Annotated in this window: 22 protein-coding genes; 11 read left to right on the forward strand and 11 right to left on the reverse strand. The window is 66.0% G+C overall.

Going from position 1 to position 21,406, the window contains the following annotated elements:
• Positions 1 to 15 precede the first annotated feature (15 nt).
• Positions 16 to 1,302: an MFS transporter gene (locus tag FAZ98_RS28265; protein ID WP_158956277.1), complete on the reverse strand. Its 1,287-nt coding sequence runs from the start codon at positions 1,300 to 1,302 to the stop codon at positions 16 to 18.
• Positions 1,303 to 1,514: 212 nt separating this feature from the next.
• Here FAZ98_RS28265 and FAZ98_RS28270 point away from each other — a divergent pair, with 212 nt between their 5' ends.
• Both FAZ98_RS28270 and FAZ98_RS28275 read left to right on the forward strand, forming a co-directional pair.
• Positions 1,515 to 2,003: a DUF3830 family protein gene (locus FAZ98_RS28270; RefSeq protein WP_158956279.1), complete on the forward strand. Its 489-nt coding sequence runs from the start codon at positions 1,515 to 1,517 to the stop codon at positions 2,001 to 2,003.
• The gene (locus tag FAZ98_RS28275) at positions 2,000 to 3,298 is read left to right on the forward strand and encodes an NAD(P)/FAD-dependent oxidoreductase (RefSeq protein ID WP_158956281.1); all 1,299 of its coding nucleotides are present in this window, start codon (positions 2,000 to 2,002) and stop codon (positions 3,296 to 3,298) included. The genes FAZ98_RS28270 and FAZ98_RS28275 overlap by 4 nt, the downstream gene beginning before the upstream one ends.
• Positions 3,299 to 3,464: 166 nt before the next feature.
• Here FAZ98_RS28275 and FAZ98_RS28280 read toward each other — a convergent pair whose 3' ends face one another.
• A complete protein-coding gene (locus FAZ98_RS28280; RefSeq protein ID WP_158956283.1) occupies positions 3,465 to 3,869 on the reverse strand; it encodes a hypothetical protein in 405 nt (134 codons plus the stop codon).
• A 304-nt stretch (positions 3,870 to 4,173) separates the two neighbouring features.
• Here FAZ98_RS28280 and FAZ98_RS28285 point away from each other — a divergent pair, with 304 nt between their 5' ends.
• The 7 genes from FAZ98_RS28285 to FAZ98_RS28315 all read left to right on the forward strand — a co-directional run bounded on the left by FAZ98_RS28285 (position 4,174) and on the right by FAZ98_RS28315 (position 11,856).
• Positions 4,174 to 4,500, forward strand: a complete 327-nt coding sequence (locus FAZ98_RS28285; protein ID WP_158956285.1) for a hypothetical protein — start codon at positions 4,174 to 4,176, stop codon at positions 4,498 to 4,500.
• 65 nt (positions 4,501 to 4,565) lie between these two features.
• Complete coding sequence (locus FAZ98_RS28290) at positions 4,566 to 6,314, forward strand: peptidoglycan D,D-transpeptidase FtsI family protein (RefSeq protein WP_158956287.1); 1,749 nt, start codon at positions 4,566 to 4,568, stop codon at positions 6,312 to 6,314.
• Between the two features lie 164 nt (positions 6,315 to 6,478).
• On the forward strand, positions 6,479 to 6,982 hold the full coding sequence (locus FAZ98_RS28295; RefSeq protein WP_158956289.1) for a sigma-70 family RNA polymerase sigma factor: 504 nt from the start codon (positions 6,479 to 6,481) through the stop codon (positions 6,980 to 6,982).
• 11 nt (positions 6,983 to 6,993) lie between these two features.
• A complete protein-coding gene (locus FAZ98_RS28300; RefSeq protein WP_233272870.1) occupies positions 6,994 to 7,980 on the forward strand; it encodes a FecR domain-containing protein in 987 nt (328 codons plus the stop codon).
• A gap of 106 nt (positions 7,981 to 8,086) precedes the next feature.
• The gene (locus FAZ98_RS28305; RefSeq protein ID WP_158956291.1) at positions 8,087 to 10,603 is read left to right on the forward strand and encodes a TonB-dependent siderophore receptor; all 2,517 of its coding nucleotides are present in this window, start codon (positions 8,087 to 8,089) and stop codon (positions 10,601 to 10,603) included.
• A 78-nt stretch (positions 10,604 to 10,681) separates the two neighbouring features.
• Positions 10,682 to 11,443, forward strand: a complete 762-nt coding sequence (locus FAZ98_RS28310; RefSeq protein WP_158956293.1) for a hypothetical protein — start codon at positions 10,682 to 10,684, stop codon at positions 11,441 to 11,443.
• Between the two features lie 110 nt (positions 11,444 to 11,553).
• Positions 11,554 to 11,856: a hypothetical protein gene (locus FAZ98_RS28315; protein ID WP_158956295.1), complete on the forward strand. Its 303-nt coding sequence runs from the start codon at positions 11,554 to 11,556 to the stop codon at positions 11,854 to 11,856.
• A gap of 64 nt (positions 11,857 to 11,920) precedes the next feature.
• On the opposite strand, the gene FAZ98_RS28320 is transcribed toward FAZ98_RS28315, so the two are convergent.
• The 9 genes from FAZ98_RS28320 to FAZ98_RS28360 all read right to left on the reverse strand — a co-directional run bounded on the left by FAZ98_RS28320 (position 11,921) and on the right by FAZ98_RS28360 (position 19,564).
• A complete protein-coding gene (locus FAZ98_RS28320) occupies positions 11,921 to 13,048 on the reverse strand; it encodes a porin (protein WP_407672143.1) in 1,128 nt (375 codons plus the stop codon).
• Between the two features lie 180 nt (positions 13,049 to 13,228).
• The gene (locus tag FAZ98_RS28325; RefSeq protein WP_158956299.1) at positions 13,229 to 13,909 is read right to left on the reverse strand and encodes a response regulator; all 681 of its coding nucleotides are present in this window, start codon (positions 13,907 to 13,909) and stop codon (positions 13,229 to 13,231) included.
• Between the two features lie 28 nt (positions 13,910 to 13,937).
• Positions 13,938 to 15,314, reverse strand: a complete 1,377-nt coding sequence (locus FAZ98_RS28330) for a sensor histidine kinase (RefSeq protein ID WP_158956301.1) — start codon at positions 15,312 to 15,314, stop codon at positions 13,938 to 13,940.
• An 89-nt stretch (positions 15,315 to 15,403) separates the two neighbouring features.
• Positions 15,404 to 16,264 carry an ABC transporter permease gene (locus FAZ98_RS28335; RefSeq protein ID WP_158956303.1) on the reverse strand — a complete coding sequence of 287 codons (861 nt, stop codon included), beginning with the start codon at positions 16,262 to 16,264 and terminating at the stop codon, positions 15,404 to 15,406.
• A gap of 25 nt (positions 16,265 to 16,289) precedes the next feature.
• Positions 16,290 to 17,087, reverse strand: a complete 798-nt coding sequence (locus FAZ98_RS28340) for an ABC transporter ATP-binding protein (RefSeq protein ID WP_158956305.1) — start codon at positions 17,085 to 17,087, stop codon at positions 16,290 to 16,292.
• Positions 17,088 to 17,188: 101 nt separating this feature from the next.
• Entirely contained in the window at positions 17,189 to 18,208 is a 1,020-nt protein-coding gene (locus FAZ98_RS28345; RefSeq protein WP_158956307.1) for an ABC transporter substrate-binding protein, read from the reverse strand.
• Between the two features lie 387 nt (positions 18,209 to 18,595).
• Complete coding sequence (locus FAZ98_RS28350) at positions 18,596 to 18,772, reverse strand: hypothetical protein (protein ID WP_158956309.1); 177 nt, start codon at positions 18,770 to 18,772, stop codon at positions 18,596 to 18,598.
• Between the two features lie 160 nt (positions 18,773 to 18,932).
• Positions 18,933 to 19,217, reverse strand: a complete 285-nt coding sequence (locus tag FAZ98_RS28355) for a DUF4148 domain-containing protein (protein WP_158956311.1) — start codon at positions 19,215 to 19,217, stop codon at positions 18,933 to 18,935.
• Positions 19,218 to 19,423: 206 nt separating this feature from the next.
• Positions 19,424 to 19,564 (reverse strand): hypothetical protein, encoded by a 141-nt coding sequence (locus tag FAZ98_RS28360; RefSeq protein WP_158956313.1) that lies wholly within the window; start codon positions 19,562 to 19,564, stop codon positions 19,424 to 19,426.
• Between FAZ98_RS28360 and FAZ98_RS28365 the strand changes: the two genes are divergently transcribed.
• Complete coding sequence (locus FAZ98_RS28365; protein WP_233272871.1) at positions 19,563 to 20,570, forward strand: YncE family protein; 1,008 nt, start codon at positions 19,563 to 19,565, stop codon at positions 20,568 to 20,570. The genes FAZ98_RS28360 and FAZ98_RS28365 overlap by 2 nt on opposite strands.
• 105 nt (positions 20,571 to 20,675) lie before the next feature.
• Positions 20,676 to 21,392 (forward strand): MlaA family lipoprotein, encoded by a 717-nt coding sequence (locus tag FAZ98_RS28370; protein ID WP_233272872.1) that lies wholly within the window; start codon positions 20,676 to 20,678, stop codon positions 21,390 to 21,392.
• Positions 21,393 to 21,406: the final 14 nt, after the last annotated feature.

Genomic DNA, 21,406 nt, shown 5'->3' on the forward strand with positions numbered 1-21,406 from the left:
TTTTCGTGACGGATTTCAGGCGTTTTCCTGCGAACTCACGCCCCACGCCGAGCCCGCTTTCGGGTGCGCCACACCCGGGCGCGCGGCGTCGAAGCGCGGGTAACGGCCGAGCGTGAGCAGCATGCCCGAACCGACCAACACGACCGCCGCCGTCGCGAACAGCAACGTGTGGTAGCTGTGCGTGAGCGCGAAGGTCTTGCTGAAGGTCACCGGGCCGAAGCCCGCGCCGAACGCGAAGCCGATGAAGATGCTGCCGTACACGGCGCTATAGGCACGCATGCCGAAATAGCGCGAGACGAGATACGCGAGCGCGTCGTATTCCACGCCCGAAGCCGAGCCGACAAGGAACACCATCAGCATGGCGACCGGCACCGAACTCACGCCGCCCGCGAGCACGATGAACGTGATCATCGTCGGAATCATGAGGAGGAACACCACACCCGGCGCCCACATGCGGTCGAGGCAAAAGCCCGTGATCAGGCGCCCCACCACGATGCCGATGCCATACCACGCCGCAATGCGCACGGCCGTCGCGAGATCGAAACCCGAAGTGGTGAGAAAGCGTTCGAGGTTCGGCGCGATGCCCGAAATGGCGAGCGAGAGCAGAAAGAAACTCGCCGAGAGAATCCAGAACGCGCGCGTGCGCAGCGCTTCGCGCAAACCGAGACCGGCTTCGGGAGCGATGCCGGGCGCCTGGGCGGACGTATCGAGCGCGCGGCGCGGCTCGCGGAAAAAGAAGAACGTGATCGGCAGGGTCACGCACAGCACGAACGCGCCGATGCAGACGTACGCGAGACGCCAGCCAATCGCGCTCATCACATAGAACGCGTAGAGCTTGATCAGCGCGCCGAAGAGCCCCGTGCCGATCAGGCAGATGCCGAGCGCGAGCCCGCGCCGCTCGCTGAAGTTCGCGATCACGCTTTTCGTCCACGTGACGGGCAGCGTGCCCGCGCCGCACAGCGTGAGTATCGTGAAGGTCGCGTAGAAGATCGCGATGGAGCCGGTGTTGAGCGCGAGCAGCGCCCAGGCGCAACCCATGCCGATCACCGAGCCGAGCGCCACGCGGCGCGCGCCGATGCGATCGGTGAGCGCGCCCACGTACGGCCCGACCACGCTCGAGCCGAGCAGCACGATCGTGATCGCCACCATGACCTGCGAGTCGCTCCAGCCGAAGGTTTTGGTCAGCGAAGGCACGAACACGCCCATCGTGTAGAAAACCATCGTCGTGAGCCCCGTGCCGATCCCGACCGTTGCCGCGAGGATCAGCCGCCATCCCCGTTTGAATTCACCCCATCCCGCCACGATTCACCTCGTTCGAATGTGCCACCGACGCCGCGCGCCTTGAATTGATCAAATAATAATTTGATGGGATCGCAGTGTTGTGTGACCAAATTTCGTTGTCAAGCGCAGATTTTCACGGACCTCTGGCGATGGCCCAAAGGTTTGATTCGACATCTTGCTAGATTTTTTATTATTTGATCAAATGATCGCACTGTCTATCGGGTGGAGAACCTATGAGCACGAAAACCTTGTTGTTGACCGAAGCACGTAGCGGCCTGCGCGCCCGTTTTCATCTGCTGGAGCGCGAAGCTCCCGAGAGCACCGCGTTTCTATGGGAACTGATGGCCGAGTCGAGGGAAATGCCGGCGATTCACGCGATCTGGACCGGCCCCGAGATTTCGTGCCCGATTCCCACGGCGCAGATCGACCCCGCGCGCAACGCCCGCCCGCTCGCGCCGGAGAATGCGACGATCACCCCGCAAGCAGGCGACCTGGTGCTCGCCTACGTACCCGCGAAGATGTGGGGCGGCAACCCCGAGCCGGTATTCGATCTCGGCGTGTTCTACGCCGGAGGCGCGCGCATGCTGTTCCCTATCGGCTGGCTGGCCGGCAACGTGGTCGCGCGGGTCGATGCCGCCGACCGCGACGCGCTCGCCGAGCGCTGCAACGCGATCCGCCGCGCCGGGGCTTGCACGTTCGTGTGGTCGCGGGAGGAACAATGAGCGCGGCGCCGCTCGAACGCTGGTATTGGCCCACGGTCGTGGGCGCGGCGCGCGCGTATGCGCCGCTGGAAGGCGATGCCGACTGCGATGTGGCCGTGGTGGGAGCGGGACTGATGGGCTTGAGTTGCGCGCTCGCGCTCGCGCAGCAGGGCGCGCGCGTGACCGTTGTCGAAGCGGGACAACCTGGCGACGGCGCCTCGGGGCGTAACGGCGGCCTCGTGGTGCCGAGCCTGCCGCGCGTCGGTCCCGCGGACGTGCTGCGGTTGCTCGGCGCCACCCACGGCGCGCAACTCAATGCGCTCGTTGCCGAGGGCGCGCAAACGGTGTTCGACCTGATTCGCCGGCACGACATGCAATGCGACGCGGTACAAGGCGGCTGGCTCAATCCGGCGCACGCGCGCGAACTGGTCGGCGGCCTGCAGGCGCGCGTGGCCGCCTGGCGCGACGCGGGTTCGCGCGCTCAATGGCTCGACGCGGGCGAAACCCAGGCGCGCATCGGCAGTCGCGCTTTTCACGGCGCGCTGTTCGATGCTTCCGGCGGTCACGTCAATCCGTACGCGTACACCCAGGAACTCGCGCGCGTGGCGAGCGCGAGCGGCGCGCGCATTCATGGCGCCTCCCCGGTCGTGCGCATCGCGCGCGACGGCGCGCGCTATTTCGTCCACACCTCGCAGGGCGTGCTGCGCGCGCAAACGGTCATTCAATGCACGAACGCGTTGCATGGCGGACAGTTGCCGCTCGCGCCCGAAGTCTCGCGCAGCTTCGTGCCGCTCACCGTTTTTCAGCTTGCCACGCGTGTGCTCACGGCGGAGGAACGCCGGCTCGTACTGCCGGGCAATGAAGCCTTGTCGGACACGCGCAACAATCTTTTCGCGGTACGTTATACCGCCGACGGCCGCATGGTGACGGGCGGCATGGCGCCGCTCACGTTATGGCGCGCGGCGCCGCGCCTGCTGCGCGCACTGGCGTTGCGGCTGGAGCGCATTCTGCCCGCGCTCGGCCAGATTCGCTTCGACTACATCTGGCGCGGCGAAGCGGCGCTCACGCCCGACTTTTTGCCGCGCCTGTTCGAAGTCGACAAGAACTGGTTCGCGCCGCTCGGCTGCAACGGCCGCGGCATTGCAATGGCGACGTCGCTCGGTCAATGCCTCGGCGAGTTCGTCGCGCGGCGTGACGCGCGCGTGCTGCCACTGCCGATCCGCCGCGCCGATCCGATCCGCGCGCATACGCTCGCGCGCTACGCGCCACAGGTGTTGCTGCCGGTCGGCATGATGCAGGACGCGCTGCGGAAATAAGCGCGTTCGCGCGCCGCGGCCAGTGCGCGAACGGTGCTGCGCTTCGGCTTGCATGATCACCGCGAAAAATCCCGCCTCGCCTCTCGCGCCCTTACGCCTCGTGCGGAATCCCTTCGATCGGACACGCCGCCGTGCCACGCGCGAAGCGCCGCGCCCGGCGCGCGGCTCAATCGTCCGCCGCGCGCTCCGCCGGGGCATTGCCCGGTCCCGCCGATGCCGTCATGGACGACCGGATGCACCGCTGCACGTCGCTCAAATAGCGTGCGGGCGCGGCTCTGCGCTCGAAGTATTCGATCGAGGTGCCGTTGGACCGGCGCTGCAAGCGCGCGCCCACGGGCACGCCCTTGAAGTACGAGACGGCGCTGATGCGGATCGTGCCGCCCGACGCGACCACGCGAAAATCGCGCGCCGACAGCTTCCAGTTCGCCTTGATGCAACGCCCGACCTCCGAGGCACGCACGGGCGCGAACGTGCTGAACACCGGCGACAGCGAGAATACGCCGCTGCCGCGCGTGCATGAAATCAGCACGAGTACGGCGAGCAGCAGCGTGACGCCTTGAATTGCTTTCACATCGGCTCCTGATCGGTCGGCGGCGTGCGCCGGATGCTATTCAGAGGGGACGAGCGAGCGTCGACCGCGGGTGCGCCGCCGCGCTCGCGCCGGCCCGAATGCGTGTGCACACATCCCCAGGCGGCCGGTTCTTCGCTACACTGCGACTTCTTCGATACCCGAATTGCCCTCGGGCTCGTCACCGCATTCGGCATACTGTGACATAAGCGGCTTGCAAAAGGCGAACAGCGCGCCCACTCGCGCGCCGAGCCCATGTCCGCATGTGCCGGGTGGTCCGGGGCGAGTTCGCGCAGCCTTCTCCATCATGAAACAAACCCTTTTTTCGCTTCTGCTGGCCGTCGGCGTGACTTCCGCGCACGCGCAATCGTGCCCGCACGGCGCCCCGGTACGGGTGACCGGCGACGTGCCCGCCGCGATCAGCTACGACGTGTTCAGCCATCTCTATCCGCTCAAGGCCGACGTGCTCGCGCGCATGACGGCGGCGCAGCAAGTCACGATGATCCCCAACGGCACGGTGGTGTGCACGATCACCGACGACGGCGTGCCGAATCCGGGCGCGGTGCTCGTGGCCGGCCCGCAAGGCCGCATGAACTACTGGCTCTCCAGCGCATCGGTGCAGCCGGTCCGCTGAGCCGCCGCACGGGCCCGCTTGGCCCACGCGGTTCCCCACGCTAGCAGGGAGACGAATCCAGCCGGATGTCGAAAGCACGCAAGTATCTGAGTTTCAGCCGTCACGACCTGAGCCGCCACGGCTTTCAGCGCGGACGCTCCCGTTTCGCGGGCTTTTTGTTCGCCGGCGCCTTCCTCGCGCTGATCGCGCGCGCGGCGTGGGTGCAGTGCGTCGAAGACGACTTCTACCAGCACCAGGGCGAAATCCGCCAGGTCAGCGACATCGACCTGTCCGCCTCGCGCGGCCGCATCACCGACCGCGACGGCCGCCCGCTCGCGCTCAACCTGCCCACCCGCACGCTGTGGCTCGACGCCCAGGCGCCCGGCTCGCCCGCTTCGCCCTCGCAGATCGACGCGCTCGCTCACGTGCTGCAAATCGACCCCGATCTCGTCACGCGTGCCTATGCCTCGCACCGGCGCTTCGTGTATCTGAGCCGCCAGGTCGATCCCGATCTCGCCGAACGCGCCATGCGGCTCGACCTGCCCGGCGTCTACGCGAGCAAGGGGTATCGGCGCTTCTATCCCGAAGCGGCGGTGGCGTCCAACGTGGTGGGCTTCACGGGTATCGACGGGCGCGGCCAGGAAGGCATCGAACGCGCGGCCAACGCCCGGCTCTCCGGCGTGGACGGCTGGCGCCGCGCGCTGCACGACGCGCGCGGCAACGTCATCGCCACGCTCGCGCAGGCCGCGCCGCGCGACGGCACGGACATCGGCCTCTCACTCGATTCGCCCGTGCAGTTCGCCGCGTATCGCGCGTTGCAGAACGCGGTGCAGCGTTTCGACGCGCGTTCGGGTTCCGCCATCGTGCTCGACGCGCATACGGGCGAGGTGCTGGCCATGGCGAACTGGCCGAGCTTCGACCCGAACACCCGCGCGCGCACGAGCGGCCTCGCCATGCGCAACCGCGCCGTCACCGACGTGTTCGAACCGGGCTCGGTGATGAAGCCGCTCACCATCGCGCTGGCCTTGCAGCAAGGGCGCGTGACGCCCGACTCGATCGTGACCACGGGGCACGGCCGCATTCGCCTGGACGGCGCCACGATTCACGACGACGCCGATTTCGGCACGCTCACGGTGGCCGGCGTGATCGAAAAATCGAGCAACGTGGGCACGACCAAGATCGCGCTGATGATGCCCGCGCAAGACATGTGGCAGAACTTCCACCGCCTCGGTCTCGGCCAGGCGCCGCGCGCGGGCCTGCCCGGCGAAGCGCGCGGCAACGTACGCCCGTGGAAGCACTGGCGCCGCATCGAACAGGCGACGATGGGCTACGGCTACGGTCTTTCCGCCTCGTTGCTGCAACTCGCGCAGGCCTACACGGCGTTCGCCAACGACGGCGTGATGGTACCCGCCACGTTGCATCGGCTGAGCGCGCCGCCCGCCGGCCGCCGCCTCTATTCCGCCCGCACCGCGCGCGAAGTGCGCATGATGATGGAGCGCGTGGTCAGCCCCGACGGCACCGCGCCCGACGCCGTGGTGAACGGCTTCACGGTCGCGGGCAAGACCGGCACCGCCTACCGCTGGACGCCGCACGGCTACGACCGCAGCCACTATCGCGCGTCGTTCGTCGGCATCATTCCGGCGGCGCATCCGCGCGTGATCATCGCCGTGTCCGTCGACAATCCGCGCAAGGGCTCGCACTTCGGCGGCGCCGTGGCCGGGCCCGCCTTCGTCGACATCGCCACGCAGACCATGCAACTGCTGAGTGTTCAGCCCGACAAGCCCGCCATTAACGATACCGGCGCCACCCACGCGCCGAAATTTCCGGCCACGTGAGTTTCGCGGCGCGATCGCGGCCGTTGCCGCCGCGATCGCACTGAAATCGGGGCAATATCCGCCACGCATCAACGCAAACAATTCTCATTTACTTGACTGGAATCTGCGTGTAAGCTTCCCGGCCATCTCGTCCCTCGGCGCGTGGCACCCGCGTGAACAGACGCATGACCGCCCTTCCTTCTCCCGTTCATCTGGAAATCGAGGCGCTTTACCGCGCCCATCACGGCTGGCTGCATGGCTGGCTGCGGCGCAAGCTCGGCTGCACGCATCGCGCGAGCGATCTCGCGCACGACACCTTTGCGCGCCTGCTGGATCGCGAGGAACCGGTGGAGGCGCGCGAGCCCCGCGCGTTGCTCACCACGGTCGCGCAACGCGTGCTCTACAACCACTGGCGGCGCGAGCAGGTCGAGCGGGCTTACCTCGAAGCGCTCGCGCAGACGCCCGAGCCGCTCGCGCCGTCGCCCGAGGAACAGGCGCTGATGCTCGAGGCGCTGTACGAGATCGACCGCCTGCTCGACGGTCTGCCGGTCGTCGTCAAGCGCGCGTTCCTGATGGCGCAGCTCGACGGCGCCACGCATGCCGAGATTGGCGACGCGCTCGGCATCTCGCTGGCCACGGTGAAGCGTCACCTCGCGAAAGCGGCCGCGCAGTGCTTCTTCGCGCTGTGAACGAACGCATCGTGCCGCCGCCCAGGGTGCCCCCCGACGTCGCGCAACGCGCCGTGCAATGGTGGCTCGACCTGAGCAACGGCGGCTTCACGCCCGCGCAGCGCGAGGCGCTGGCCGCATGGCGCGCCGCGCATGCGGACCACGAACGCGCGTGGCGGCACATCGAAGCGGTCTCGCAAGGCTTCCAGGCGCTGGGCGCGCGCGGCAACGCCACGGCCGCGCGCGCCGCCCTCGTGCGCGCCGAGGCCCGGCCCGCCAACCAGCGCCGTGCGGCGGTCAAGGCGCTTGCCGTGCTGCTGTTCGCGGGCGGCGCGACGTGGACCTTGCGCGACCGTGCCGCATGGCCGGGCTGGACCGCCGACCTGCACACCGCCACGGGCGAGCAGCGCGCGGTCACGCTCGCGGACGGCACCACGCTCACGCTCAACACGGACTCGGCCGTGGATATTCGCTACACGGACACCGAGCGCCGCCTCGTCCTGCGGCGCGGCGAGATCATGGTCGCGACCGGCCACCGCGACGGCAACGCCCCGCGCCCCTTCGTGGTCGCGACCGCGCAAGGCACGGCCGTGCCGCTCGGCACGCGTTTTTCGGTTCGCGAGACCGGCGGCGCCACGCGGCTCGGCGTGTTCGAAGGCGCGGTGCGCATCACGCCGCGCGAGGCGCCGGGCCAGGCGCATACGCTGCACGCGGGCCAAAGCGCGCAGTTCGACGCGAGCGCGATCCTTGCCGTGGCGCCGCTCCCCGAAGCCGCGGCGGCGTGGACGCGCGGCATGCTCGTGGCCAGCAACGAGCGGCTCGCCGATTTCATCGCGGAACTGGGCCGCTACCGGCCCGGCGTGCTGCGCTGCGACCCGCGTGTGGCCGCGCTGCGGCTCTCCGGCACCTATCGTCTTGCCGATACCGATCTCGTGCTCGATACGCTCACGCGTGCGCTGCCGCTGCGTGTCGAGTTCGTCACGCGCTACTGGGTCACGGTGCGGCCCGCGCCAGGCTGACACCGCCGCGCGCAAAAAAATTATCGAAAAGGTGAGCTGTTTCGGCGTCTCGCGTGACAAGGCAGATGAGACCTCTCGTTCATCACCTTTGCCGAGTTTCCGAACCATGCATCCATTCGTCAGCGCCGCGCCCGCGCGCCTCCACCGACCTCGCCATCGACCGCCGTGCGCCCACGAGCCCGCGCCGCAGCGTCGGCGTCACTGGATCGGGGCCGCGGCACTCGCGCTGTTCGCGGCCGCCGCGACACCGGTCGCGCAGGCGGCCAGCGCGGCAAGCACCGACCCGGCGCCCGCGGGCGCCACCGTCGCGCGCGAACACTACGACATTCCGGCCGGTCCGCTCGAAGGCGCGCTGAACCAGTTCGGGCTGAAGGCCGGCGTGACGATCTCGTTCGCGGGCGCGCTCGCCGCGAACCGCGCGAGCGCGGGCTTGCACGGCGACTACACCGCCGACGAAGGCCTTGCACGGCTGTTGCGCAACACGGGCGTGAGCGCGCGCGTGCAGACCAACGGCAGCTACACGCTCGGCGAAGACACGGGAAACGCCTCGCCCGCTGACGCCACCGTGTTGCCCGCCGTCAAGGTCAATTCGCGGGCGATCAAGGCGGGCAGCTACCGCGCGCCCTCCGAGGCCAACATCACGCGCTCCGACGCGCGCGTGATCGACACGCCGCAGGCCATCGACGTGGTGCCCGCGCAGGTGCTCAAGGACCAGCGCCCGCGCAACCTCGACGACGCGCTCGCGAACGTGAGCGGCATCGTGCAGGGCAACACGCTCGCGGGCACCCAGGACACGCTCCTCAAGCGCGGCTTCGGCGGCAACCGCGACGGCTCGATCATGGAAAACGGCATGCCGCTCGTGCAAGGACGCGCGCTCAACGACGCCGTGGATAGCGTCGAAGTGCTCAAAGGCCCGACCTCGCTGCTCTACGGCATCATGGACCCGGGCGGCGTGGTCAACGTCGTCAGCAAGCAGCCGCTGCTCACGCCGTATCACGCGATCTCGCTGGGCGGCTCGACCTACGGCCACGGCCGCAACGGCGGCGACGCGTCGGTCGACCTCTCCGGCCCCGTCGGCGATTCCGGGCTCGCGTACCGGCTCGTGATCGACCAGACCAGCGAGCAGTACTGGCGCAATTTCGGCGAGCACCGCGAAACGCTCGTCGCGCCCTCGCTCGCCTGGTATGGCCGCGACACGCAGATCGTGCTCTCGTACCAGTACCGCAAGTTCCTGTATCCGTTCGATCGCGGCACGGCGCTCGACCCAAAGACCAACGAACCGCTGGCGATTCCCGCGCGCGAACGGCTCGACGAACCGTTCAACCAGATGAGCGGCGAGTCGCATCTGATCCAGTTGCAGGCCGATCACGCGTTCAATGCCGACTGGAAGGCGCACCTCGGCTATAGCTACAACCGCGAGACCTACGACGCCAACCAGTTGCGCGTGCAAGGCATCAACAGCACGACGGGCGCGGTGTCGCGCAGCAACGACGCGACCCACGGCGCGCTCAGCACCGACAGCTATGCGATCGCCTATGTGGACGGTCACTTCGACATCGCGGGCCTGCGCAACGACGTGCAGATCGGCGCGGACGACGAATACCGCCGCATCTATCGCGCCGACCTGCTGCGCCAGACCACGCAATACACGTTCAACTATCTCAATCCCGTCTATGGGCTGGAAAGCCCGTCGAGCACGGTCTCGGCGAGCGACAGCGATCAGACCGACACGCTGCACGACACCTCGGCGTTCGTGCAGGACAGCCTGCATCTCGGCGAGAAGTGGATACTCGTGGGCGGCATGCGTTTTCTTTCGTACAACCAGGTAGCAGGCAAAGGCCGCCCTTTCGTGGCGAACACCAATCTAAACGGCACGAAGTGGCTGCCGCGCGCGGGCGTCGTCTACAAATGGACCGACACCGTGTCGCTCTACGGCAGCTACACCAAGTCGCTCAAACCCACTTCGACGATCGCGCCGCTTTCCACGGGCGTGGTGGTCGACTCGTCGGTGCTGCCCGAAGAGGCCACCTCGTGGGAACTGGGCGCGAAGATCGCGATGCCCGCGGGCCTCACCGGCACGCTCGCGCTCTTCAACATCGACAAGTCGAACGTGCTCGTCTCGCAGTACAACGACACGACCAAACAAACCGACTGGCGCACCTCGGGCAAGGCGCGCTCGCGCGGCGTCGAGCTGGACGTGTCGGGCCAGATCGGCGAGCACTGGAGCGTGATCGCGAGCTACGCCTATATCGACGCGAAAACCACCGAAGACCCGCTGTACGCGGGCAACCAGCTCTGGAATGTCGCGCAGAACACGGCCTCGCTGGCGGCGGTGTACGACTTCGGCGCGCTGTTCGGCGGCGACCAGTTGCGCGTGGGCGCGGGCGCGCATTACGTGGGGCGCCGCCCCGGCGATTCGGCAAACAGCTTCACGCTGCCCGCGTACACCGTGTGCGATGCGTTCGCGACCTACGACACGAAATGGGGCAAACGTCCCGTGTCGTTTCAGCTGAACGTGAAGAATCTGTTCAACAAGACTTACTACCCGTCGAGCGCGAACCGGTACTTCGTGGCCGTGGGCGACGCGCGCCAGGTCTCGTTGCAGGGCACGCTCGAATTTTGAGCGGCGCGCCCTGGTCGCGCCGGAACGCCGGAGCGCTGCAACACGCATGCGCATTCACCTTCGCTCTCACAGAATCTCATGACCGACCGAAATCTCACTCGCGCGAAACTGACTCCGTCTCTGCCATTGAAGCCTCGCCGTCGCAAACTGCTCGGCGGCATGGCGCTGCTCGCCGCCGTCGGCGCCTCATCCGGGGCCAGCGGTGCCGCTGAAAACCCCGCGCGCGGCACGGTCGTCATGGTGGTGCAAATGGACGGCCCGCACATGGCCGCGGACCGGCTGATCGCCGCGCGCCTGCAAACGCGCGGCTACACCGTGCGGCTCGTGCATCAGAACTTCGATCCCGCCGATGCGCGCGACGCCCGGCTCGTCGTGATCTCGTCCACGGTTTCGGCGAAGGACGTGCCGGCCGGCTGGCGCGAACTGCCCGTGCCGCTGCTCACGTGGGAAAACGATCTGCTCGACGATCTCGCGATGAGCGGCAAACGCCATGACGTCGACTTCGGCGAAACCGGCAAGGAGCGCTACCTGTGGCTCGTGAACGCGCCGCATCCGGCCGGCGCGGGACTCGCCGCGGGTGTCGCCAACGTCTTCGCCAGACAGGCGCCGATGAGTTGGGGCAAGCCCGGACTCGGCGCCTCGATCATCGCGACCGTCTACGGCCAGCCGGAACAGGCCGCGATCTTCGTCTACGAACGCGGCGCGACCATGGACTACGAGGCGCTCGCGCCCGCCCGCCGCACGATGTTCTTCATGGACAACGACAGCTTCCCGAACCTCTCGGACGCTGGCTTGCGCCTGTTCGACGCGACTATCGACTGGACCGCGGGCCATCGCTAAGGACACCTGACGCCGCGATCGTTCAATCCGCAGCAAGAGTCATTTGCACGATTTGCGCTATCGCCGGGCGACCGATGCGCCGAAGATGACTCGCGTTACCGGAGAACGCGATGAAACGCATCAAGCCCTTGTTCCATGCGCTGGCGTGCGCCGCTACGCTGGCCAGTCCCGCCGTGTTCGCCGCGCCGCCCGACGCGGGTTATGACACGTCCATCCAGTTGTCGGGCGGAAAGACGTTGCGGTGCGGCGTCAACGAGGCGCCGCCGCCCGGCCACGCGGCCGTATTGACGCGCCGCGAGCAGAACGAAGCGGACGTGCTCGCGACCCAGCGCTTGCGTCTGCTGACCGGGCCGGCCTCGCCCTGGCCTTCCGCCGAAACCGCGCCGAGCGTGGCCTGCGTCGACGCGAGTTGAGACGAATCGAAACCACCGTGACCGGATGCGTCCCCGCCCGAGGGGCGCATCCCGGTCGCGGCGTTTAGAAGCGCGTGCGGATACCCGTGGTCAGCTCGAGCTGATTGCTCGCGCCGTAGGTGGTGCTGACCGTGTAGCCGCCATGCAGGCGCATGTAGTCGCCCGCGAGGTAGAGTTCGGTGCGCTTCGAAAGGTGGTAGAAGATCGAGCCATAGAGCGTTTCCTTGAAGCCGTCATGCAGCCCGCTGGCCGGATCGTACACGCCGATATTGGCATTCGGAATGTCGCCGTCGATGGTGTAAGCCGCGTTGTGCGTGCGCATTTGCTGATAGCCGAGTTCGTAGTCGAGCGCGCCCTTCGGCGCGAGCTTGAGCGATACCGTCCACGCGTTATCCTGGCGCTGCCCCAGCGAGCCCTGGTTGCCCCAGTAACGGAAATAACCCGCATTGGCACGCAGAATCCCGAAGCGGTAATTACCGCCCACCGAAAACGCCTGGTTGGTATTGCCGTCGCGGTTCACGTGGTTATAGAACGTCGAAGCGGTCCATGACGGGCCGTTGTAGCCCAGCGCCACCTGGTAGTTCGCGTTGTTGCCGAAGCTCGTGGAATTGCCGAACGCGTAGCCCGCCGCCGCAAAAATGCCGTTGCTGAACACCTTCTTCCACGCGACGCTGTTGTCGTAACGGGTACCCGTTGCGCTCGCCGCATAGAAAATCATCTGCTTGAAGTTGTTCGTGTTGGTCCAGCCGCCCTCCTCGGTGGTCAACTTCGCGCTGCCGTACGGATCGCCGTAAATGGCCGAGGCATCGCGGGCGATGGTGTTCTGGAAGCCCGCAGTGATCTTGCCGTAGGTCTGGTCCTCGATACCCACCCACGCGTCACGGTCGAAGATCTGTCCGTTGTCTTCCATCTGACCGTCGCTCACGCGGTACTCGCTTTCGAGCCGGAAGATCACCTTGGTGCCGCCGCCAATGTCTTCCGCGCCCTTCAAGCCCCAACGGCTGCCGCTGAACCACGGCTCGCCGCCCACGCCCATTCCCACCACGTGATTGCCCTTCGCGTCCGCATGCGACTGGTACGACGGCACGCTCAGGTCGATGAGGCCATAGAGCTGCACGCTCGACTGCGCGTGTGCGCCGGTCGCCAGCAATGCGCCCGCGGCCGCGAGTGAAAGATGTGTTCTCTTCAAGATCGTCTCCTGGAATTCTGCGTTGAAGTTTTCATGGACCCGCGCGCGTTGCCTGCTCTCCGAGCGCGGCAACCTCCTGTGCGGGTGAGACGAATGTTAAAGAAGGCATTCCTTCACCACTCTTTCATGACCACCTTGTACTCCTAAGTAAATTCACTAGTATCGAACGCGCCGGAAAGCGGCTCAAACCGGCAGGACTTCTTTGACGCGCAGAATATAGCCGAGCCCGCGCAGTGTCGTGATCTGCACGTTCGACGTGGCGAGATGCTTGCGTAGCCGGTGAATATAAATGTCGATGGCATCTACGCTGGTTTCGTCGCTCAAGCCGCGAATCCGTTCGAGCAGCGTATGTTTGGGCACGGCCTTGCCCTGCCGCAAGATGAGCGCTTCGAGGATCGAATGCTCGCGCCGTCGCAACGTCAGCGGTGCGTCCTTGTGCAGAAACTCGCGCGTATTGGAGAGGTATTGCAGGTCGCCGCAAGTCAGGCAGCCCGACTTTTCGCCCGACTGCCGCCGTATCAGCGCCTTGATGCGCGCGACCAGCTCGCGGCTGTCGAACGGCTTCACCACGTAGTCGTCGGCGCCCGCGCCGAAGCAGGCCACCTTGTCGTCGATCGAACCGTGCGCGGTCAGCATCATGACGGGCACGTTGTCGCGCCTGCGCCGCAACCGGTTGAGGACGTCCTTGCCGCTCAGGCGCGGCAGCCGCATGTCGAGCAGCACGAGATCGTAGCGCTGCGTCAGCAGCACCGTGTCGGCCGACTCGCCGTCGGCCACGCAATCCACGATGAAATTCTCGACACGCAACAGGTTGACGATCCAGTGCGCCAGTTCGGCATTGTCTTCGACCAGCAGCAATTTCATCAGGATTCCTTCGTGCGTGTCCTGCGCATCATGGCCGCCACGCGGGCAGGCGGACCGTCGCGACCAGACCCACCTGCTCCGCGCCCGGCGCCACCTTCACGCTGCCGCCGTGCGAGCGCGCGACCTGATGCACGATGGCGAGCCCGAGGCCCGATCCCTCGGGGTCCGTCGCGACCCGATAGAAGCGCTCGAACACGTGCATACGCGCCTCGGCGGGAATGCCGGGACCGTTGTCGGCCACCTCGATCGTGATCTCGTCGCGATCGCGCCGGCACCGGGCCGTGACGCAGCCGCCGGCCTGGGTGTAGCGAATGGCGTTGTCGATCAGGTTCGCGACCAGCGAAGCGAGCAGGCCCGCATTGCCGCCCACGTAGACGTGCTCGTCCAACTCCGCGCCCAGATCGATATCGCGTTGCTCGGCCGCCTGCACCCGCTCCTCGAGCACCGACGAGATCAGTTCCGCGAGATCGACGCGCGTGGTGACCGGCGCCGACGACGCCATCGACTCCGCTTGCGCGAGCAGCAGTAATTGGCTCGTGAGTTCCGCCAGTTTCCGGCTGGTGCGGTGCACGCCGTTCAGCGCATCGCGCAGCGCGGGATCGCGCGCGTCGCATTGACTCGCGAACTGCGTTTGCGTCGTGAGGAGCGCGAGCGGCGTGCGCAGTTGATGTGCCGCGTCCGCGATGAACTGGCGTTGCATCGCGGCGTGGATCTTGAGTCGCGCGATGCATTGATTGATCGCGTCCACGATGGGCCTCAATTCGGACGGCAACGGGTCGGGGCAGATCGGCTCCAGTTGCGCGGGCTCGCGGTCGGCCACCTCTTCCTTGAGTTTCATGAGCGGCCGCAATTCGAGCGTGAGCCCCAGCGGCACGAGCAACCCGACGAGCGCCAGCATGAGCCACTGGCGCAGGAGTTGAGGCCGCCACAAACTCGCGATCATCGCCTCCCGCGATGCCCGGGTCTTGCCGACGATCACGGTTACCCGCTCCGCGCGGCCCGAGTCGTAGAGCCGCCGCTCATAGGCCACCGCGCGTATGGGCTCGCCGCCATAGGTGCTGTCGTAGAACACGGGCGTGGCGGCGTCGTTCGCGGCGGGCGACGGCAAGTCCGGCACGCCGCCCAGCAGCCGGCCGCGGCTCGTGACCACCTTGTAGAAGACATGATCTTTCCACGGCGACTCGAACAGCTCCAGCGCGGCCGGCGGAATGTTGGCGCTGAGCGCGCCGCCGTCCCAGTCCACGTCTTCGATGATCGTGCGCGCGGAATTGAGCAGCGCGTGGTCCTGCACGAGGTCGGCGGTGCGGCGCGCCGCGTCGTAAGACACGCCGCTCGTCACGACCACGAACACCGCGAGCGGCCCCAGCAGCCACAACAGCAAACGCGCACGCAAGCTATGCACCATGTCACGCTCTCTCAGACGCGCGGCCGTCCCGCGGTTCACGCAGGACGGCCGCACGAAGACTCGACGATCCGGCGATCCGGCGATGCCGCTCAGAACGCGGCGGGCCGCCATTTGAGCAGCCGCTTTTCGAGGGCGCTGAGCAGGTAGTCGGTGGACAATGCGACCACGGCGAGCACGATCATCGCCGCGAACACCCCGCTCGCGTTGAACGCGCCCTGGGCCGTGGAAATCAGCAAGCCGATCCCCTGCTTCGAGCCGAGGAATTCGCCCACCACGGCGCCCACCAGCGCGAAGCCGAAGCTCACGTGCAGGCTCGCGAGAATCCACGAGAGCGCCGAGGGGATCACGACCGAAGTCGTCACCTGGCGGCGCGACGCGCCCAGGATCTGCGCGTTCGCGATCATGTAGCGGTCCGCTTCGCGCACGCCCTGGAACGCATTGCCGAACACCACGAAGAACACCATCACGACCGCGAGCGCCACCTTCGACGCCATGCCGAGGCCGAGCGCGATCACGAACACCGAGCCCAACACCACGCGCGGAATCGAATTCGCGATCTTGATGTAGAGGCTGAAGACGTCGGAGAGCAGTTTGTTGCGGCCGAGCAGCACGCCGCACACCACGCCGCCCACCGCGCCGATCAAGAAGCCCAGCACCGTTTCTTCGAGCGTGACCCAGACCTGCACGAGCAGCGGCCCCTGCGAGGTGCCGTTCTGCAACCAGTCGACGATCTGCAGCAGGATGAGCGACGGCATCGAGAAGAAGAACGGATCGATCCACTGCTCGCGTCCCGCGACTTCCCAGCCGCCGAGCACGACTACGAGCACGAGCACGCGCAGGAAAATGACCAGCGCGTGGCGCTGCCGGATGCGGGTTCGCGCATGGCGCTCGGCCTGCGCGAGCGACTTGCCGTCGAGTGCGGGGTTGGCGGGCGGAGTTTGCGGCGTCATGGTCGGTTTCCGGAATTCGAGCGTTTCAGGCAATTTGCACCTCCTCGCGCAGGTCATGCCAGATATCGCGCGAGATTTCGATAAAGCGGGGTTCGTAGCGGATTTCGGACGTGATACGAGGACGCGGCAGGTCGATCTCATAGACCTTCTTGAGCGTCGCCGGCCGCGCCGTCAGCACGAATACGCGGTCCGCGAGCGCGATCGCCTCCTCGAGATCGTGCGTGACGAACACGACCGATCCGGTACCGCCCCACAGTTGCAGCAACTCGTCCTGCATCAGCGTGCGGGTCTGCATGTCAAGCGCCGAGAAGGGCTCGTCCATCAGCAGGATTTCGGGCTTGTTGATGAAGGTCTGGGCCAGTGCCACGCGCTTGCGCATGCCGCCCGAAAGCTGATGCGGATAATGCTTGCCGAACTTCTCGAGACCCACGCGCCGCAGCCAGTCGTTCGCCTCGTCGTAGGCCGCGCTTTTCGAGCGGCCCCGGTAGAGCGGCCCCGCCGCGACGTTGTCGAGCACCGAGCGCCACGGAAATACGGCATCGGCCTGAAACACGAAGCCGATACGCGGGTCGATGCCGCTGACCGGCGCGCCCATCACATGAACCTCGCCCGCAGTGGGTTTGAGCAGGCCGGTAATCATGCTCAGCGTCGTGGACTTGCCGCAGCCGGTCGGCCCGACAATGGCGACGAACTCCCCCTGGGCGACAGCCATGCTGAAGTCGCTCAGGGCGACGGTCGCCTTGCCGTCGGGCGAAATGAACCGGCACGACACGGAGCGGAACTCGATGGCGGGCACCGCGGTTCGGGTTTGAGCTTGCTTCATCTAAAGACATCTCACGATTGATCGGGCGCAGTTGCGGGGCGCCGTTGCGGAGAAAGACACGGCGCGCGGTGCGAACGACTGCGCGCCGCGCGCCTGCAACATCACTTCGCGCTGACGTAGTCGTTGGAATACGTGCGGCTCAAATCCACGTGCTTGCCTTTCACCGAAGGATTGAAGCTCGCCAGCACCTTGAGCACGGTTGCGGGACCGTCGGCGGGCATCTTGCCGTCGGCGGTGTACATCGGCAGCGAGGCCTTGAGCGCACTCACGTAGAGCGCCTTGTCCTTCTGATAGTCCGCTGGCATCTTCGCCGCGATCTCCTCCGCGCTGTGCGTGTGAATGAACTGCATGGTGCGCACGAAGGCATGCGCGAGTTTCGCGGCCTGGGCTTTATGCGTGGCGACCCACGAATCTTGCACATAGAGGCTCGCGGCCGGATAGGTGCCACCGAGCGCCGCGCGCGTGCCGTCCACCGTGCGCATGTCGACCAGCACCTTTGCGTCGCCCGTTTTCTGCAACGCGGAGACCGTGGGCTCGGTCGTCATGCCCGCGTCGATACGCCCTTGCTTGATGGCGGCGACGAAACTCGCATCCGCGCCGACCGGCAACATGCTGTAAGCCGTCGAGGGAATGCCATGCTGGCTCGCGAGATACTGCGTGAGAAAGCTCGTGGAGGAGCCGAGCCCCGTTACGCCGAGCGTCTTGCCCTTCACGTCGGCCATGGACTTGAGCGTGTCCGCGGCCTTCGAGGAAACCATCTCCACTTCGCCGGGCACCTGGCCGAACACGACGATCGCTTTGACATCCTTACCTTTGGTCTGGAGATCGATCGTGTGATCGTAAAAACCCACCACGCCCTGCACAGCGCCTGCCAGCAGTTCGTTCTCCGCGTCGACGCCCGCGGGTTGCGAGAGCAACTCGACATTCAGGCCTTCGTCCTTGAAGTAACCGAGTTCCTCGGTGAGTCGCGCCGGAAGATAAATCAGCTTGGTGATGCCGCCGACCATGATGGTAATTTTTTCGCTGGCGTCGTCGGCGGCGTGTGCGCATTGAATACCGGCGAAGCACAACAGGCTCGCAGCAAAGGCGATCGGGCGCAACGCGCGCAAAGTGAATGGCATCGACTGTCTCCTTGAATAGGGGCAGACTGCGCCATGCCGTCCGCCTCGTTTGATTTGAGGCGATTCTAGCCAGGCCAACCCTTCCCGAAGCTTTCACGAACGCCAGTAAAATCTACGGGATTTCCATGATCGGAGGCACCGCGCAACTCACTCTTCGGCGTGAATAAAAGTCGTTTCTATTCAGGATTTCCAGTGTGAATTCACTCGCTTGATGTGACCTGGTATCGTTTAAAAACGTAGCTATTTCTATGCTGATCGTTCGCTTAAGAACGCTCGCCGTTACAAAATAAATAGTTCTCTAGTTTTGGAAAGTTTCTCCGATAAACCGTACGCCTTCTACGGCATTTATTCGGGAGAATCATTCATGGCAATTCAGGCTATTTCCAGTCAACTTTCCAGCACGGCACCGGCAAATACGGGCACGCAGTCGGCGAGCGCGACGCCCTCCTCCAGCGGAACGGATAGCAAGGCCACAACGCCTTCGACGTCCACCACGACCACCGCGCAACCGTCCACCACGGTTACGATCAGCAGCGCGGCACGCGCCGCATTGGCCGAAGCCACCGAAACCTCGGTGCAGACCGCGAAGGAAGCGAGCGGCGGCGACCGCCAGGCGCAACGTCTGCTCGCCAAGGAGCAAGCGAACAAGCTGAGCTGATGAAATGGCGCGCAGCCAACGCCGCGCTGGGCGCTGGCTGCGCGCGTCAGCCTGCGGAATTCGGAATCAACGTCCCTTATCGCGCGGCACCGTTTGCGCGGCGGCGGTTCGAGCGGCAACGGCCTCCGCATGCTGAATGTCGTCGGGGTAGTGAACGTCGCTCGCAACGGGGAGAAAACCGGCGCGCTCGACACGCACGAGATCGGCCCGGACTTCGGCGCGAGTGAGTTCGCCGTGGTTCGCATTCGACGCTTGCGCGGCCGGGGTCGGGGTTGGGTTCGGTTGTGCAAACGCCGCGATGGGCGCGACCAGTGTGCTCGTTATGAATATCGACAAAACCCGCGCTTTCATGATCTCCTCCTTGATAAAAAAGGCCGCTGCGTCAACGCTGACGCAACTTCAGCCCGCCCTCGATCCGTGTTAGCGGGCTGCATCCATTGTTGCCGTCCACTGTTGACCGCGACCTGACGCGCGCATGACGAGTGTGTTATTCGCGCGGGTAGCCGGTATCGGAAACGCCCCCCGAAGCAGAAAAAGGCAATCAAGCGCTCCGCTCCTCAGCGTTCCTTAATCTTCGCGCTGCTATCGTCACCCGCGCGCGACCCGTCCTGCGCGCTTTCGTAATCTCCCTTCTTTGCAACGTCGATCTTCATGCGCTCTCTCACACGCAGTCTCGCGGCAACGGCTTTGTCGATCATGACGATCGCCGCTTTCGGCAAACCGGCCCGGTCCGTCGACACTGTCGTTATTCCGGGCGCGCCGCTCGAGAGCTTCGACATCGGTTATGCGAGCCACGGCCTCTATGCGCTGGCCGATCGCTCGAATGCCGCCGTGGATCTGATCGATACGCGCACGCATCGTTTCGCGGGGAGAGTGGCCGGTTTCACGGGCGCGCAACAGTCGGGCGCGGCCGGTCCGAACGGCATCGTCGTGGTCGGCAATCGGCTATGGGCCGGTGACGGCCTGAGCGACGTCAAGCTCATCGACCTCTCTTCCCGGCGCACGCTCGCGACGATCTCCACGGGCGGCAAACACCGCGTCGACGAACTGGCCTACGACGCGCGCGACCAGCTTGTCGTTGCCGCGAACAATGCCGACGATCCACCATTCGTGTCGTTCATTGCCGCCACGCCGCCCTACGCGGTGATGCGCAAATTGCCCCTGCCGCAAGCAACGAATGGTATCGAACAGCCGGTATGGGACGCGCAAACGCAAACGCTCTTGCTCGCCGTCCCCGTGCTCGACGGTCACAAGGACGACGGCGGCATTGCGGTCATCGACCCCGCCACGGCCACGCTCACGCGCATGATGCATGTCTCGCAGTGCATGCCCGCGGGTCTCGCCGCCGGTCCCGATCACCAGCTTCTGGTCGGATGCAGCGACGACGCCGTCGACGCCGGATTCGCCGCGAAGTCGCTATTGCTCGACGCGCGCACCGGCCACGTGACCGCAACCTTCGCCCAGGTGGGCGGCTCGGACGAAGTCTGGTACGACGCGGCATCCGGCCGTTATGCGCTGGCCGCCGTGGCGAATCCGGGCGGCCCGGTCCTCGGCTTGATCGACGCAAAAGGCAAGCGCTGGCTCGGCAACATCCACACCGGCAAGGGCGCCCATTCCGTGGCCGCGGAAGACCGGCAATATTTCGCACCGGTCGCGGCAGGCGACGCCGATTGCCCGCGCGGCTGCGTGAAGATCATGCGATAACGACGGCGCGCGGCGCCTTGCACGCCGTCGATCCTGTCGTGAATGCACATCAACAAGAAACGCCACACGCTCAACGAGCACACCACACAAAACGGGGAATTCACGATGTATCGAACCACAGCGATGCCGCTACTCGCGGCACTCCTGCTCGGCGGCCTGAGCGGCTGCGCGAGCGTTTCCGACCAGCAGGCCGGCGATCCGCTCGCGCGGGTCAACCGCGTCGTGTTCTCGTTCAACGAGAACGCCGATCACTATGTCGTCAAGCCCGTCGCGACCGCCTACACGCACACGGTGCCCTCGCCGGCCCGCACGGCGGTGCGCAACTTCTTTTCCAATCTCGGCGATATCGGCAATGTCGCCAATGAAATTCTCCAGCTCAAAGGCACGGCCGCGACTCAGGACATCATGCGGCTCGCGTTCAATTCCACCTTCGGTCTCGGCGGTCTGATCGACTGGGCGACGCCGGCGGGCTTGCCGAAGCATCACGAGGACTTCGGTCTCACGCTCGCGCACTATGGCGTGCCGATGGGTCCGTATCTGATGCTGCCGTTGCTCGGGCCCAGCAGCGTGCGTGACAGCACGGATTTCGCGGTGGAAAGCCTGATCAATCCGTTCTCGTATGCCTCGACGGTCACCCAGTTGTCGGTGGATGCGACTCGCGTCGTGAGCAAACGCGCCGACCTGATGGCGGCGTCCGACCTGCTTTCCGCGGCGGCCATCGACCGGTACGCGTTCGTTCGCAGCCTCTACATGGCGAATCGCAAGAATGAAAGCGGCGACAACGGTGAAACCGATCTGCCCAACTACGGCAATCCGCAATAAAAACGACCGCCGTG

The organism is Paraburkholderia acidisoli (assembly GCF_009789675.1).
In the GTDB taxonomy this organism is placed as follows: Bacteria; Pseudomonadota; Gammaproteobacteria; order Burkholderiales; family Burkholderiaceae; genus Paraburkholderia; species Paraburkholderia acidisoli.

Coding starts and splice junctions, on each gene's coding strand:
- FAZ98_RS28270 (WP_158956279.1), top strand. CDS start 1,515: ATGAGCACGAAAACCTTGTTGTTGACCGAAGCACGTAGCGGCCTGCGC.
- FAZ98_RS28275 (WP_158956281.1), top strand. CDS start 2,000: ATGAGCGCGGCGCCGCTCGAACGCTGGTATTGGCCCACGGTCGTGGGC.
- FAZ98_RS28285 (WP_158956285.1), top strand. CDS start 4,174: ATGAAACAAACCCTTTTTTCGCTTCTGCTGGCCGTCGGCGTGACTTCC.
- FAZ98_RS28290 (WP_158956287.1), top strand. CDS start 4,566: ATGTCGAAAGCACGCAAGTATCTGAGTTTCAGCCGTCACGACCTGAGC.
- FAZ98_RS28295 (WP_158956289.1), top strand. CDS start 6,479: ATGACCGCCCTTCCTTCTCCCGTTCATCTGGAAATCGAGGCGCTTTAC.
- FAZ98_RS28305 (WP_158956291.1), top strand. CDS start 8,087: ATGCATCCATTCGTCAGCGCCGCGCCCGCGCGCCTCCACCGACCTCGC.
- FAZ98_RS28310 (WP_158956293.1), top strand. CDS start 10,682: ATGACCGACCGAAATCTCACTCGCGCGAAACTGACTCCGTCTCTGCCA.
- FAZ98_RS28315 (WP_158956295.1), top strand. CDS start 11,554: ATGAAACGCATCAAGCCCTTGTTCCATGCGCTGGCGTGCGCCGCTACG.
- FAZ98_RS28325 (WP_158956299.1), bottom strand. CDS start 13,909: ATGAAATTGCTGCTGGTCGAAGACAATGCCGAACTGGCGCACTGGATC.
- FAZ98_RS28330 (WP_158956301.1), bottom strand. CDS start 15,314: ATGGTGCATAGCTTGCGTGCGCGTTTGCTGTTGTGGCTGCTGGGGCCG.
- FAZ98_RS28335 (WP_158956303.1), bottom strand. CDS start 16,264: ATGACGCCGCAAACTCCGCCCGCCAACCCCGCACTCGACGGCAAGTCG.
- FAZ98_RS28340 (WP_158956305.1), bottom strand. CDS start 17,087: ATGAAGCAAGCTCAAACCCGAACCGCGGTGCCCGCCATCGAGTTCCGC.
- FAZ98_RS28345 (WP_158956307.1), bottom strand. CDS start 18,208: ATGCCATTCACTTTGCGCGCGTTGCGCCCGATCGCCTTTGCTGCGAGC.
- FAZ98_RS28355 (WP_158956311.1), bottom strand. CDS start 19,217: ATGAAAGCGCGGGTTTTGTCGATATTCATAACGAGCACACTGGTCGCG.
- FAZ98_RS28365 (WP_233272871.1), top strand. CDS start 19,563: ATGACGATCGCCGCTTTCGGCAAACCGGCCCGGTCCGTCGACACTGTC.
- FAZ98_RS28360 (WP_158956313.1), bottom strand. CDS start 19,564: ATGATCGACAAAGCCGTTGCCGCGAGACTGCGTGTGAGAGAGCGCATG.
- FAZ98_RS28370 (WP_233272872.1), top strand. CDS start 20,676: ATGTATCGAACCACAGCGATGCCGCTACTCGCGGCACTCCTGCTCGGC.